This window comes from Paraburkholderia sp. FW306-2-2C-D06C (assembly GCF_058781505.1).
In genome coordinates, this window is sequence record NZ_JBYSWU010000038.1 from 21,152 (window position 1) to 34,426 (window position 13,275).

General features: G+C 61.8%; 13 protein-coding genes. 8 read left to right on the plus strand and 5 right to left on the minus strand.

Translation table 11 applies throughout. The features are described 5' to 3' along the window. The first annotated feature begins 10 nt into the window (after positions 1-10). The 3 genes from AC3WLT_RS25045 to scpA are packed head-to-tail and all read left to right on the plus strand — an operon-like array spanning position 11 to position 4,273. Complete coding sequence (locus AC3WLT_RS25045; RefSeq protein ID WP_492594373.1) at positions 11-1,306, plus strand: MSMEG_0569 family flavin-dependent oxidoreductase; 1,296 nt, start codon at positions 11-13, stop codon at positions 1,304-1,306. A 13-nt stretch (positions 1,307-1,319) separates the two neighbouring features. Beyond that, entirely contained in the window at positions 1,320-2,144 is an 825-nt protein-coding gene (locus tag AC3WLT_RS25050) for a Pnap_2097 family protein (RefSeq protein ID WP_492594374.1), read from the plus strand. Continuing rightward, positions 2,141-4,273: a methylmalonyl-CoA mutase gene (gene scpA / locus AC3WLT_RS25055; RefSeq protein ID WP_492594375.1), complete on the plus strand. Its 2,133-nt coding sequence runs from the start codon at positions 2,141-2,143 to the stop codon at positions 4,271-4,273. The genes AC3WLT_RS25050 and scpA overlap by 4 nt, the downstream gene beginning before the upstream one ends. Positions 4,274-4,406: 133 nt before the next feature. On the opposite strand, the gene AC3WLT_RS25060 is transcribed toward scpA, so the two are convergent. From AC3WLT_RS25060 to AC3WLT_RS25070, 3 genes are all read right to left on the minus strand, one after another. Continuing rightward, complete coding sequence (locus tag AC3WLT_RS25060; protein ID WP_492594376.1) at positions 4,407-5,735, minus strand: SUMF1/EgtB/PvdO family nonheme iron enzyme; 1,329 nt, start codon at positions 5,733-5,735, stop codon at positions 4,407-4,409. A gap of 130 nt (positions 5,736-5,865) precedes the next feature. Beyond that, positions 5,866-6,642, minus strand: coding sequence for a fumarate/nitrate reduction transcriptional regulator Fnr (gene fnr, locus AC3WLT_RS25065; RefSeq protein WP_492594377.1), 777 nt, complete (start codon positions 6,640-6,642; stop codon positions 5,866-5,868). A 190-nt stretch (positions 6,643-6,832) separates the two neighbouring features. Continuing rightward, the gene (locus tag AC3WLT_RS25070; RefSeq protein WP_492594378.1) at positions 6,833-7,315 is read right to left on the minus strand and encodes a universal stress protein; all 483 of its coding nucleotides are present in this window, start codon (positions 7,313-7,315) and stop codon (positions 6,833-6,835) included. Between the two features lie 293 nt (positions 7,316-7,608). On the opposite strand from AC3WLT_RS25070, the gene AC3WLT_RS25075 reads away from it, so the two are divergent. Further along, positions 7,609-8,298: a FadR/GntR family transcriptional regulator gene (locus AC3WLT_RS25075; RefSeq protein ID WP_492594379.1), complete on the plus strand. Its 690-nt coding sequence runs from the start codon at positions 7,609-7,611 to the stop codon at positions 8,296-8,298. A gap of 65 nt (positions 8,299-8,363) precedes the next feature. On the opposite strand, the gene AC3WLT_RS25080 is transcribed toward AC3WLT_RS25075, so the two are convergent. Continuing rightward, positions 8,364-8,957 (minus strand): acyl-homoserine-lactone synthase, encoded by a 594-nt coding sequence (locus AC3WLT_RS25080; protein ID WP_492594380.1) that lies wholly within the window; start codon positions 8,955-8,957, stop codon positions 8,364-8,366. 152 nt (positions 8,958-9,109) lie between these two features. Here AC3WLT_RS25080 and AC3WLT_RS25085 point away from each other — a divergent pair, with 152 nt between their 5' ends. Then, positions 9,110-9,427 carry a helix-turn-helix domain-containing protein gene (locus tag AC3WLT_RS25085; protein ID WP_492594381.1) on the plus strand — a complete coding sequence of 106 codons (318 nt, stop codon included), beginning with the start codon at positions 9,110-9,112 and terminating at the stop codon, positions 9,425-9,427. On the opposite strand, the gene AC3WLT_RS25090 is transcribed toward AC3WLT_RS25085, so the two are convergent. Beyond that, on the minus strand, positions 9,411-10,115 hold the full coding sequence (locus AC3WLT_RS25090) for a helix-turn-helix transcriptional regulator (RefSeq protein WP_492594423.1): 705 nt from the start codon (positions 10,113-10,115) through the stop codon (positions 9,411-9,413). The two genes, AC3WLT_RS25085 and AC3WLT_RS25090, sit on opposite strands and share 17 nt — an antisense overlap. A 508-nt stretch (positions 10,116-10,623) precedes the next feature. Here AC3WLT_RS25090 and AC3WLT_RS25095 point away from each other — a divergent pair. The 3 genes from AC3WLT_RS25095 to AC3WLT_RS25105 all read left to right on the plus strand — a co-directional run bounded on the left by AC3WLT_RS25095 (position 10,624) and on the right by AC3WLT_RS25105 (position 13,236). Then, a complete protein-coding gene (locus AC3WLT_RS25095) occupies positions 10,624-10,746 on the plus strand; it encodes a hypothetical protein (RefSeq protein WP_492594382.1) in 123 nt (40 codons plus the stop codon). A gap of 121 nt (positions 10,747-10,867) precedes the next feature. Next, positions 10,868-11,806: an SMP-30/gluconolactonase/LRE family protein gene (locus AC3WLT_RS25100; RefSeq protein ID WP_492594383.1), complete on the plus strand. Its 939-nt coding sequence runs from the start codon at positions 10,868-10,870 to the stop codon at positions 11,804-11,806. A 260-nt stretch (positions 11,807-12,066) separates the two neighbouring features. Then, complete coding sequence (locus AC3WLT_RS25105; protein ID WP_492594384.1) at positions 12,067-13,236, plus strand: extracellular solute-binding protein; 1,170 nt, start codon at positions 12,067-12,069, stop codon at positions 13,234-13,236. Positions 13,237-13,275: the final 39 nt, after the last annotated feature.

The following is a 13,275-nucleotide window of genomic DNA, read 5'->3' on the forward strand; positions in this document are numbered from 1 at the left end:
GGAAAGAACCATGTCGAACACAACCGTTAGCCCTCAAGCGGCACATGCGAATCGTCACTACACGGTCATCGTCGCCGGTGGCGGCCAGGCTGGCTTGTCCATCAGCTACTACCTGAAAGAGGCGGGCATCGATCATCTCGTCATCGAGAAGCATGCGGTCACGCACACCTGGCGTTCGCAACGCTGGGACGCATTCTGTCTCGTCACGCCGAACTGGCAATGTGCGCTGCCCGGTTACCCGTATCGTGGCGACGACCCGCATGGCTTCATGAAGAAGGATCAGATCATCGCGTATCTGGATGGCTTCACTGCGATGGTCGACGCGCCAGTGCTCGAGCACACCGAGGTCAAACGCGTGAAGCGTGCCGATGGACGCTACAACGTGTCGACATCGAATGGGGAGTTCACGGCGGATCACGTCGTCGTGGCCTCGGGCGGTTATCACACACCGATCGTGCCGCGCATGGCCGAGCGTTTGCCGGCCGGGATCGTACAGATACAGTCTTCGCAATATCGCAATCCTGAGGTCTTGCCGGACGGTGCGGTGCTCGTCGTCGGCTCGGGGCAGTCGGGTGCGCAGATCGCCGAAGATCTGCATCTGGCCGGGCGCAAGGTGTACCTCGCGGTCGGCGAGGCGCCGCGCTGTGCGCGCTTCTATCGCGGACGCGACGTGGTCGACTGGCTCGCCGACATGCACTACTACGACATGCCCGTCGAGCAGCATCCGTTGCGCGAAGGCGTGCGCGACAACACGAACCATTACGTGACAGGCCGCGACGGCGGACGCGATATCGATCTGCGGCGTTTCGCGCTCGAAGGCATGGAACTGTATGGTCGGCTCGAGGATCTGCGAGACGGCAGCCTGCAGTTCGCGCCGAACCTGATCGAGAACCTGGATAGCGCGGACGATACCTACAACCGTATCAACGCGAGCATCGATGCGTTCATCGACAAGCAGGGCGTCGACGCGCCGCGTGAAGCGGCCTATGAGCCGGTATGGCGGCCGGACGGCGAGCGCTCGTCGCTCGATCTGGCGGCGAGCGGCATCACGTCGATCATCTGGTGCATCGGCTTCACGCCGGACTTCAACTGGATCGATGCGCCCGTGTTCAATGGACGCGGCTATCCGGCGCACACGCGGGGCATCACGCCGCAAGCGGGGCTGTATTTCATCGGCTTGCCGTGGCTGCATACGTGGGGTTCGGGGCGTTTCTCGGGCGTCGCGCGTGACGCGGCTTATGTCGTTGACGCGATTCGCGCGTCGCTCGATGTGTCCGTGCCGGCAACCGATAGTCTCGCGGCCTGACCGATCGAAGCTTATGCAGAACACGACTGGACGCTATCGCGCCGGCATGCCGCAATTGAGCTTCACCGGCCTGTCGGAGAACTGGCTGCTGAAGGAATGCGGACATCGCCATTGGGAGGCGCTGGCCGCACACACGGGGCGAGCCACGCCGGATTTCAGCGACGACAACGGCGGCCGATCATATGCCGCCTTCACCGCGATCCGCCTGCGGGCGCACGGTTTCGATGTTGTGCGCGAGAATGACGACTTCGAGATTCACACCGCGTTATGCAGGATCGGTCCAGTCCGACACTTCAGCACACACCGCATCGTGCGTGGTGGTGCGTCGATCGCGGAGATGTCGATGTCGTCGACGTTCGTCACGCGCGGAGAAGCGCGCAACAATCGCTCGGTCGCACGCGCAACGCTTGCCGCGCTGGCGGGTGCGGTCAGTCCGACGCCCGACGAAGCGCTTGCCATGACGCAAACGGGCAAGCGCCTGAGGGCAGGAGACTGGGCATCATGCGAAGGTCTTGCGCCTGCCGCGCACGAGGCCGCAGGGTTTCTTCCATGCCCGAACAACGACTTCAACGGCGCGGACTTTCTCTACTTCGCGAGCTTCCAGTCGTTCGTTGATCGCGCCGAATGGCAACGGCACCGGTTTGCGGAGCCACCCGTGATCGCGAGCCGGTCGCTGCACTTCTATGGCAATGTCAATGTCGGCGACGCATTGAGCGTGCGGGTCATTGGCGAGCGCGAAAACGGGCAGGGCATCACGCATTGGAGTGAAGTGCGACGCGGCAGCGACAACCTGAAGATCGCCGACGTCGTCACGGAAAAACACTGGAGACAGCGATGAGATCCGCCGTCAGACGCGAGGCGTCGATGCGAGTGCGGTCCCGGCGACGCGCCGTTCCGCTGAAGACGCTTTATACCGCCTCCGATCTAGCCAACGTCGCGCATCTGAACAGCATGCCTGGCACCGCGCCGTTCGTGCGCGGTCCGTACGCGTCGATGTACACGGCGAAGCCGTGGACGATTCGACAATACGCAGGCTATGCAGAAGCCGCCGATTCGAACCTCGCGTTTCGCACTGCGCTCGAGGAAGGGGCGCAGGGTTTGTCTGTTGCGTTCGATCTGCCGACCCAGCGCGGCTACGATTCGGACGATCCGCGCGCGAGCGCCGATGTCGGGTTGGCCGGGGTCGCGATCGATACAGTCGAAGATATGACGCGTCTTTTCGCGGGCATTCTACTCGACCGAGTGTCGGTATCGATGACGATGAACGGCGCGGTGCTGCCGGTGCTGGCTGCCTTCATCGTTGCGGCCGACGAGCGCGGCGTGGACGCGGCGCAACTGACCGGCACGATTCAGAACGACATTCTCAAAGAGTTCATCGTGCGCAACACCTGCATCTTCGCGCCTGAACCATCGTTGCGAATCGCAGCCGACGTGGTCGACTATCTTGCGCAGCATGCTCCGCGCTTCAACGCGCTATCGGTGTCCGGCTATCACTTTCAGGAGGCCGGCGCCGATCCTGTGCTCGAACTGGCGCTGACGATGGCCAATGCGCGCACTTACGTCGAAACGCTTGTCGAGCGCGCAATGAGTGCCGACGACGCCTGTGAGCGCATGAGCTTCTTCTTCGGCGTCGGCACGGATTTCTATGTGGAGGTGGCGAAGCTGCGCGCGGCGCGTCTCGTCTGGTCGGAACTGGCAACACAGTGCGGTGCGACTTCCGATAAAGCGCGCGCTCTCCGGATGCATTGCCAGACGTCCGGCTGGTCGCTGACCGCGCAGAAGCCGTCGAACAACATCGTGCGCACCACCGTCGAAGCGCTGGCGGCCGTATTCGGCGGCACGCAGTCGCTGCATACGAACGCTTATGACGAAGCGCTGGCGTTGCCGTCGGCATCGTCGTCGCGCCTCGCTCGCGACACGCAACTCATGCTTCAGCACGAAATGGGACTGTGCGACGTCGTCGATCCGTGGGCCGGTTCGTACATGATGGAAGCGTTGACGGCCGACATCGCAGCGCGCGTCCGTTCGCTGATCGGCGAGATCGACGCGCGCGGCGGCGTCGTGCAATCGATCCGCTCGGGATGGATTCGCGAACGCATTCACGAATCGGCTGTGACGCTGCAGGCGGAAATCGATAGCGGGCAACGAATCGTGGTAGGCGTCAACGCGTTCGCTCATGGCGATGCGGACGAAGCGCCCGCATGTTTCGAGCTGGACGGAAAACAGGTGCGTGGCCACCAGGTGCGTCGAATCGCAGAGGTCAAACTGCGGCGCAATGCGGAGCTTGTGGCGCGTGCGTTGGGCGCGCTTGAAACGGCCGCGCGCGAGGGCACAGGCAACCTGCTCGCGTTGACGATCCGCTGCATGCGTGCGCGCGCGACAGTCGGTGAATGCACGCGCGCGCTCGAAGCCGTGTGGCCACGTCATGCGATCAGTTTGCGCGCGAGCGCCGGCATCTATGAGGAAGCGCTTTCATCGGATGCAATGTGGAAGGCTGCCTGCGACCAGGTCGACAGGTTGACATCGACGCTGGGACGCAAGCCCCGCGTGATGATCACGAAGCTCGGGCAGGACGGCCACGATCGCGGCGCGCAAGCGGTGGCTGCCGCGTTGATCGATGCGGGCTTCGACGTCGTGTCCAACGAACTCTTCATCGCGCCCGCGGAAGTTGCGGAGCGCGCGCTGGCGAACGACGTCGACATGATTGGCGTGTCGTCGCTCGCGGGCGCACATGTCGAGTTGACGTCGCAATTGATGCATGAACTGCGCGTGCGTCGTGCCTCGATACCCGTTGTGCTGGGCGGGAACGTTCAGGCGGAAAGCACGAGTGTGCTGAAAGCGCTGGGCGTCGCCGATTTTTTTCTGCCTGGCACACGTATGCACGAAATTGTGCTGCGCATGGCGCGGCTCGTGGAGGGCGTCGCAGACCGACAAGCGGGCGAAATGGGCGAGCGAACGGTGGCGTGAGCAGCTGACGGAGGCACGCGAAGCGCGAGGCCGCACCGCCCGTCGGCCGAGGTGTCAGGCGCGTTCATCGCCGCCGCGATGGTTGCCGCGACGGCTGTGACTAATAAAGCATAAGTTGGAAAGAAAAATCCGCTTATGCTTTATTTGTCAACTCCCGCACACACCTGAACCCCGCATAGACATACTGATAGTGCGGTTGAAACCAGTTTCGGAAAGCCGGCCGCAACATGCATTGCGCGGTGCGCGCCGAACCGCCTTTGAGCACGTAATGTTGTCCGTCGAAGAAGTTGGCGGAATAGCCGGGATAAAACGGAAACGCCTCGAAGCCTGGGAGTGCGTCGAATACCGTCGAGGTCCATTCCCAGCCATTGCCGAACTGACTTTCGACGCCGAACGCGCTGACGTTATCCGGATGCGCGTCGACCGGCTGCGGGTCCCAACTGCGGAAATCGAAATTTCCCGACGCGGCATGCGGCGCGCCGTGGGCCGCGCGTTGCCATTGCGCTTCGGTGGGAAGCGTCTTGCCGGCCCAGCGCGCGTAGGCGCTGGCTTCGGCGTGACTGACGTACACGGGCCAATCGAGCGGCAGGTGCACTTCGTCGAACATCGTGCGCAACATCCATGCGCCGTCCTCGCGGTTTTCTTCGCGCTGCGACCAGCAGGCGGGATGTTCGATCCGCTCGGCTTCCTTCCATGCCCAATCTTTTTCCGACCACCACTTCGGCTCCCGATAGCCGCCCGCCTCGATGAACTGGCAAAACGCGCCGTTCGTCACCATATGGCGGTCGATTTCGAAGGCGGGCACATCGACGAGCAACTCGCCGAACTCGTTGTCCCAGCCGAAGCGGCCACTTTCGCGCGCCATGCCGAGCACCGTCGATCCGGCCGGCACGCTGACCATCGACTCGGCAATCGCGCCGCGTCCGACGCGCGTTGGCATCACATCGCGTGAGCCCGTGACCTTTTGTGCAAGCGGCAACTGATGCAGCATGTACGCGAGCGTTTCGGCATGCATCAGCCGATGCTCGATCGCGACATTCAGCAACTGCTCGGCCGCGCCGGCCTGCGCGCCATCGTGGCCGAGGCGAGCCGAATCGCCCAATGCGGCGAGCTCCCGGTCGATCTGCTCACGAGCGTGCAACCCATAGCCGCGTACGACTTCGAGCGACGGCCAATCGCCAGGCTGGTCGGCGGGGAACCCGCCGTCGACGGGATCGATGCCGAACGCAAAGAGCTGGTCGAGGTGCGGATCGAAGGCGGGCAGGTCGCACAGACGCTGATCGAGCAGATTACGGTCGAAAGCTTCCAGATGGCCGATGTAAAACACGATCCGGTGGCGCTCGCGGATCGGCCGTTCATACAGAAATTCGGGTTTGACGATGGCGAACAGTGCGTCAGTGACGTGACGCGCGTCGATCAGACGCTGAACGAGCGGGTGATGCGGGGCGGGGTCGCGATTCATTTCGCCGGGTCTCCTTGCGGGGGACGGACTCAAGACTGTACCCGCTCGCAGGAGCCATGCCAAGGCGAATGCGCGCTAAAAGGCGATGGGCGGGGACGTGGCGGCGCGGGCCAGGTCCAGCGCGTCTGGCTTAAACTTGCCGCAGGCCTTCGAGATCGACGATGCGGATGTGCTTGCCTTGCGTGTCGATCAGGCCGCGCTTTTGAAATCTTGACAGGGTGCGGCTGACGGTTTCGAGCGTCATACCGAGGTAACTGCCCATATCTTCGCGCGTCATGCGCAGATTGAATTCCGCAGATGAATAGCCGCGTTGCGCGTTGCGCTCCGACACGTCGAGCAGGAATGCCGCGACGCGTTCGTCTGCCGACAACGAGCCGAGCACCATCATTTGCGCAGCCTCGCGGACGATCTGTTCGCCCATCAGTTTGTGCAGACGTTCCTGCATCGAGCTGATTTCGCGGCACAACGTTTTGAGCGCGGTGTAGGGGACGATGCAAACGGTGCTGTCCTCGAGCGCCAGGGCGCTGCATGCGTGCACGTCTTCACTGATGCCGTCGAGGCCGAGCGCTTCGCCGGCGAGGCGCAGGCCGGTAACGTGTTCCCGGCCGTCACGGTGCGCCATGACGGTCTTCATCGAACCGGAACGCACGGCGTAAAGGTTGTCGAACCGGTCGCCGCTGCGGTACAGCGCTTCGCCGCGCTGCACGGAGCGTGCAGTGCAGATCAACGCTTCGAGTTTCGGCAGTTCGTCGGACGACAAGCCTTGCGGCATGCAGAGCTGACGCATCGAACAACTCGAACAACGCGCGGCGCTTCTCCCGCTAGCCCGCAGCGGCGAAGCACGGCGGCCGCTACGCGCGGATGAAGTAACAGCGGAACTGGCGGTAACAGCGGTAGGAGTAAGCATGTTCTGCAGCCATTTGTCGAGGTAATGACTGATTGTCCCACCGCGTACGGCCCACGTTTAGCGGCAAAATGACGCGTTCGCGCAGCGAGGCTGCTTGAGCGACGTCACGCTCGCGCTTCCGCTTGTAAATTCCGCTTGTAGTTTCCGCTTGTAGTTTCCGCTTGTGGTTTCCACTTGTGGTTATGTACTGCTATGCATCGGGATGAGCGCCGGCTTCGCTGCTTTTGCCCGCGGCGGAGGGGATCAATAGCACAGGCAAGCTGGCGTGGCGCACGCAGCGTTCGGCGACGCTGCCGAGGATCAGGCGCTGAAACCCGCGCCGGCCGTGTGTGCCCATGACCAGCAGATCGGCGTTGAAAGCGGCGGCGGCCTTCAGCACCACCGACGAGACGTCGTCGAGCGACGATGCTTCGCCCACTTCAAGTTCCCCTTTGACGCCCTGGTCGCGCATGGCCTGCGCGAATTCCGTGCCGAGTTCCTTGCCTTCCTCGACCAGGCGGTTGCGAAGAATCGAAGGATCGTAGCCGGGTGCTTCGAAATACATGGGCGTATTTTCGACGACATAGAACGGTCGCAGAACAGCGCCTGTGGATTTGGCGAGCGCCAATGCCGCCTCGAACGCGCGGCGCGAGGTGTTGCTGCCGTCGACCGCTACGAGGATACGTGTGTACATATCAATTCCGTGTCTGAAAGGATTCGGGGGTCGCGGGCAATCCGCATGACCGCGTCCATTGACGATTTATTACCGATGCGAGGTTAAATGATCGCTGAAAAAGACGCACTCGGGTCAGGATGTAAATCAAACACTTGTCAAATTGTGTTGCCTGGATGGATTGCGCGACAAGCGGCGTGCAGTAAGCATTTCCGGCCTGCGCATCGGCTTGGCGCACCTCCATGAACTCATGGATAGGCTCCGGTTTGCCTTACAATCAAAGCCTACTCAGACAAGCTGGCTCAGCATCGCTGATGAACGAGCGCAAAACGACAGGCCTGCCCGACAAGATTTACGGCGACATCCTGAATCGCATTCTCGAAGGCGAGTACAAGGAAGGCGACCGGCTGCCTACCGAGCATGCGCTGGCCGAGCGCTTCGAAACTTCGCGGCCGACCATACGCGAGGCGCTGGCGCGGTTGCGGGCGGACGGCATCATCATGACCCGGCACGGTTCCGGCACCACGGTCGCGCGGCGGCCCGATCCGGACGTGCGTCGCTTCGCACCGCTCGAAACGCTGTCCGACATCCGCCGCTGCTATGAATTTCGTATCGTGACCGAAGCAGGCGCCGCCGAACAGGCCGCGCTCAAGGCCGATGCCGACGACCTTGCCTCGATCCAGCGCGCGTGGGACGAACTGGAACGCGTGATCGAAAGCCAGGGTATCGGTGCAAAAGACGATTTCATGTTCCACCTGGCGGTGGCGCGCGCATCGAAGAATCCGTTTTTTATCACAGTCATGTCGTTCATCGAAGAACAGATCGTGTTCAGCATGAATCTGTCGCGCAATCTGTCGCTCGTGAAGACGGTCGAGCGGCAGCGGCTCGTGCAGGCAGAGCATCTGGCGGTGCTCGAGGCGATTCGTCGCAAGGACGGTCCGGCCGCCGGCCAGGCGATGCGTGCGCACCTGGAAAACGCGCTCGACCGGATGTTCGGTTCCTGAAGTTCTCCACGAGCCGAAACCGGGCCGCCGTCTCCGCGGTCCGGTTTCGACCCGGCTGCGTGTGGCTACGCCGCCACGGCCATCGGCCCGAACAGGGCAGTGCGGGTTTTCGGGCTGACCGCGATATCCAGCGCCACCGCGCGTTCCACGCCGATCTGCAACGGCGAGCCGAGCCGGCTGATCTCGATGCCGGTCTTGCGCAGCAACCGTTCGATCGGCGTAGTGGTGACCGTGACATAGCGCGTGATGCCCATGCGGTCGGCGAACGTGACGAGCTCGTGAATCGCCTGCATCGTCAGGTCGGCGAAACCGAACGACTGTTCCTCACCGCTGGTTTCGATCGCGAACCGGCTCAACTCCCAGATGTGCCGCCCGACTGGCGCGGCCGCGCCGTGCAGCAGTTGCGGGAAGGTGTCCTTCAGCATGTTCGGTCCCTCGGTCGGCATCAGGCGCCAACAGCCGCGCACATGATGGTCGTCGCCCTGAATCAGCATGTAGTGCGGCCCGAGCGCGTCGTAGCCGTCGATTTCCATTCCCGCGATCGTCGGGATGTCCCACCCGAGCCGCCCGTGAAAAACCCGAGCCCGTAGGCGGTACATCTCGTTGATGTCCGCGTTGTCAAATTCCTGCCGCATTCCAATCCGGATCGCTGTTTGCATGACGTTCTCCTGAACGTGTTGGGGTACCCAATACGCAAGAAAACTTATGCATTTTGAATCGTTCTGCCACCTACCTACCTGGATAGGTGTGCATGCTTATCGGGTAAAGCAAAATCGGGATAAGCATCAGTAATCAACCGACGAGACACGACATGGAACTTCTGGAAAATCACTGGCAACCGCAAACCGGCATCCAAGCCCGCATGGCTGAACCGTCGTCGGCAGTGGATCGCGTTCTGATCATCGCCTACCGCAAGAAGAAAAAAGAAAGCCAGCGCCGCTTCTGGGCCCGCTTCGGCGTGACGCAGTCGCGCGGCAGCCGGTTTGAGTCGGGCGCTGAGATCCCGGCGCCGGTGGCAATCCTGCTGGGCCTTTACTTCACCAAGACCGTTTCCGACGCCGATCTCGGCCGGGCCGAGCGAGTGCTGTACAGCCGCGACGCCGCTGCCTTGTTCAACCCGGGTCAATAAGGCCGAGTTGCGCGGCGATGACGGCTGCCGCGCGCCGCGAATTCACGCCGAATTTCGTCCTGATATTCTTCATGTGGAAGTTCACCACGGCTTCCGAACAGTTCAGGATATGGGAGATTTCCCAGGTGGATTTGCCGCGCGCGGTCCATTTCAGACATTCTCGTTCGCGCGGCGTGAGCTTGGGCAATAAAGTCTGGGTGTGCGTATTCAGGTGGCGCTGACTGGTGTCGATCACCAGATCGCGCAATAACACGAGATTCGGCAGTGCTACGTCGACGTGGCGCCAGAATGCGTCGGACGGATTGCTGTCGTTGACGAAACACATCATGCCGGCCTCCTGGTTTGGCCCGTGGATCGGCAACGTCACCCCTGCGCGCAAGCCGTGCGAGCGGGCTTCCTCGTACATCGATTGCTGCGGGGCGGTCGTGAAAATGTCCGGCGACCAGATCAGCGGTGTCGCGCGCGTCGCGCAATGCGCGACAGTGGGGTCGATGTGCACGAGACCCTGCTGGTCATACGTGCGGCGCCATGTCGGCGCGTAGGTGCTGCGCACGTAGGCGTCTTCGAGGCGAATGGTCGGGCGCGGCAGCATGGCGATCAACAGGCGGTCGAAGCCCCATGTGTCGGCAAGCCCCGCGATGGCACCGAACCATTCCGCTTCGTCCGCGGCGTTCAGTAACGGAGCCATCTGCTCGATAAAATGTAGCGCCAATTGAGTTCTCTCAGATCGCAAACGACACGTTGCGGTTAATTGCCGTGCGGCCTTCCGTCCGGCTGTTTTATCGCCACAATCTATCACCAAAAATTAATTCGCAAATCCTGGCTGGATTCGAAAAGAAACGGCGGTGATACGGCTTGCGCGAAGCGACGTACGAATTACTCTTTATATCGGATTTTTCGGTTTTATTGCTATAGGCACAGCAATAAAACGGGTAATTTTCTGCAGCGCTGCTTCCGCACCGCTTTCGAGTGGCCACATATATATTTTCAATCATGCGAGCAGTCATTGCGCTTACGGGAGTTCGGAAAAAACGACCTTAATCCGCTATTGGCGAGAAAATAATGCTTAATTCCGCCGCACGCTGCATGCGGTTTTAAAGTTGTTTGACAACTACTTGAGCCTGATGCTACCTTGAACGTCGAATCCCGCTCCCGTTTGAGGCGTCATTGCGGTCACGTTCTCGAAGATCGCCGATATGAGGCCGATCCTGCCGCTGCTCAGTTCGACGCCGAGTGAGCATCATGCGAAGATCGGCCGCGCGGCGCAGGCATTGCTCGCGTCGGAGCGTCAGTTCGCGCAATCGTCCGCGGCGTATTGATGACGCATTGACGTGTCACATTGATGACGCACTCGCCGCGCGCAACGAGGCTGGCTTCGGCCCGTCTCCTTCGGTCCGTCTCCACCAACATCCTTCAACTTCAATCAGCCAAAGCACAACCATGAGCGACAACAGCCGACGCTACCCCGATCCCGCCATCCGCAGCTTCGATCCGCGCTTCAAGGCGCTGACCCTAGCGTCGGCGTCGGTCGAATGTCTGCATCAGGGCGCGCGCTGGTCGGAAGGGCCGGTCTGGTTCGGCGACGGCCGCTATCTGCTGTGGAGCGACATTCCCAATGACCGCATCCTGCGCTGGGATGAGCCGAGCGGCGCGGTCATGACGTTTCGTCAGTCGTCGAATAATGCGAACGGCAACACGCGCGATCGCGCGGGGCGCCTCGTCACGTGCGAGCACCTGACGCGCCGCGTGACCCGTACCGAATACGACGGCTCGATGACCGTGCTCGCCGACCGATATCGCGGCAAGCGCTTCAATTCGCCGAATGACGTGATCGTGAAATCGGACGGGTCGATCTGGTTCAGCGACCCGACCTTCGGTATCGACAGCTTCTACGAGGGCGAGCAGCAGGAGTCGGAACTGCCCGCGTGCGTCTATCGCATCGATGGACAAACCGGCGAGGTGACGGTGGTCGCCGATGACGTGCTGGGGCCGAACGGTCTGGCGTTCTCGCCGGACGAGTCGGTGCTGTACGTGGTCGAATCGCGCGGCGAGCCACGCAAGATTCGCGCGTTCGATGTCGATGGTCATGGCGGCACGCTGTCGAACAACCGCGTGCTGATCGATGCCGGGCCGGGCACGCCGGACGGTTTTCGCGTCGATATCCACGGCAATCTGTGGTGCGGCTGGGGCATGGGCAACGATGAACTCGACGGCGTGCGCGTCTTCACGCCGCAAGGCGAGCCGATCGGTCACATTGCCTTGCCGGAGCGCTGCGCGAACGTCTGTTTCGGCGGACGGCATCGGAACCGGCTGTTCATGGCGGCAAGCCATGGGTTGTATTCGCTGTACGTGAACACGCAGGGAATTCAGGGCGGGTGAATGTCGGGTTGAGTTTCAAGTTGCCTAACAAGTGGTGATTCAAGTTTCTATCCGGCCTCGGGTTTGCCCTTGATTTGCCCAGAAAAAATCATTGAAAAATAAAGGCTTTAGCCATAAGTGGCCGGTTTTGTAGTCAAAACCGTATCGCCATAATTTGCTTGACATCGGCAGTTGGGCTTCGCTATGTTGCGGTGATAGAACGACACCGCCAGCACCGCATTCGACCGGCGGACTTCCATACGAAGAAGCGAGGAGACGCAATGACTGTTTCTGGCAGATTGGCGCTCAGGCTGGTGTCCGTATGTTTCGCGGCAAGCGCCGCCTTCGCATCGGCGGCGCACGCGGCCGATCCGGTGACGCTCAACATCGTCGACGTCGCCGGGGATCTTCAGCTCACTCAAAAGGGCTTCGAGGCGTTCAAGGCGAAGTATCCGAACCTGATCGCCAACCTCACGTTCACGAATGCGCCGGCGCCGCAGTTGCCCGGCAAGATCAAGGCGATGCAGGCCGCGGGCCGCTCCGACATCGACCTCGTGCTGACCGGCACCGACGCACTGGCCGCCGGCATCGAACAGAATCTCTGGATGAAGCTGCTGCCCGACAATGCAGCGGCATTCCCGGGCGTGCTCGACAAATACGCGCCCGGGCCGCGCAGGATGCAGGATCTCGCGCAAGGCTTCGGCCTCGAAGTCGCGTATATGCCGGCCGGTCCGCTGATCGAGTACAACCCCGCCAAAGTCAGCGATCCGCCCAGGACGCCCGAGCAATTGCTGCAATGGTGCAAGGCGCATCCGGACAAGCTGATCTACGCACGCCCGGCGAACTCGGGTCCAGGCCGCACGTTCCTGATGGGCTTACCCTATGTGCTCGGCGACAAAGACCCGCAGGACCCGATTCACGGTTGGGACAAGACGTGGGCCTTCCTCAAGCAACTGAACGATTGCATTCCTTACTATCCGGGTGGCACGTCGGCGGTGATGAAGGAGCTCGGCGAGGGCACGCGCGATATGACCGTCACGGTGACGGGATGGGACATCAACCCGCGCGCGCTCGGCATCGTGCCGGCGGAATTTCGCGTGCAGGCATTCGACAACATGACGTGGGTGAACGACGCGCACTACATGGTGATTCCGAAGGGCGTGCCGAAGGAAAAGCTCGACGTGCTCTACAAGCTGATGAATTTCATGCTCGAACCGGCGCAGCAGGCGTTGACCTATGACGACGGCTATTTCTATCCAGGTCCCGCGATCAAGGGCGTGAGCGTCGAACAGGCGCCTGCCCATAGCCAGGATGTGCTGAAGAAGTACGGGCGGCCCGAGTACGCGAAGCTGCTCGCCGAGCGTCCGCATGTATTGCCGCTGAACGCGACCGCGATGGTCGCGGCATTCAGGAAGTGGGACAGCGAGGTCGGCGCGCAGAAGACAAAGTAGCCCGCAAGGTGCTCCGTCAGGAGCGTCGCGATTGCGCGC

Coding starts and splice junctions, on each gene's coding strand:
- AC3WLT_RS25045 (WP_492594373.1), top strand. CDS start 11: ATGTCGAACACAACCGTTAGCCCTCAAGCGGCACATGCGAATCGTCAC.
- AC3WLT_RS25095 (WP_492594382.1), top strand. CDS start 10,624: ATGAGGCCGATCCTGCCGCTGCTCAGTTCGACGCCGAGTGAGCATCAT.
- AC3WLT_RS25100 (WP_492594383.1), top strand. CDS start 10,868: ATGAGCGACAACAGCCGACGCTACCCCGATCCCGCCATCCGCAGCTTC.
- AC3WLT_RS25085 (WP_492594381.1), top strand. CDS start 9,110: ATGGAACTTCTGGAAAATCACTGGCAACCGCAAACCGGCATCCAAGCC.
- AC3WLT_RS25080 (WP_492594380.1), bottom strand. CDS start 8,957: ATGCAAACAGCGATCCGGATTGGAATGCGGCAGGAATTTGACAACGCG.
- AC3WLT_RS25105 (WP_492594384.1), top strand. CDS start 12,067: ATGACTGTTTCTGGCAGATTGGCGCTCAGGCTGGTGTCCGTATGTTTC.
- AC3WLT_RS25050 (WP_492594374.1), top strand. CDS start 1,320: ATGCAGAACACGACTGGACGCTATCGCGCCGGCATGCCGCAATTGAGC.
- fnr (WP_492594377.1), bottom strand. CDS start 6,642: ATGCTTACTCCTACCGCTGTTACCGCCAGTTCCGCTGTTACTTCATCC.
- AC3WLT_RS25075 (WP_492594379.1), top strand. CDS start 7,609: ATGAACGAGCGCAAAACGACAGGCCTGCCCGACAAGATTTACGGCGAC.
- AC3WLT_RS25070 (WP_492594378.1), bottom strand. CDS start 7,315: ATGTACACACGTATCCTCGTAGCGGTCGACGGCAGCAACACCTCGCGC.
- AC3WLT_RS25060 (WP_492594376.1), bottom strand. CDS start 5,735: ATGAATCGCGACCCCGCCCCGCATCACCCGCTCGTTCAGCGTCTGATC.
- AC3WLT_RS25090 (WP_492594423.1), bottom strand. CDS start 10,115: ATGGCTCCGTTACTGAACGCCGCGGACGAAGCGGAATGGTTCGGTGCC.
- scpA (WP_492594375.1), top strand. CDS start 2,141: ATGAGATCCGCCGTCAGACGCGAGGCGTCGATGCGAGTGCGGTCCCGG.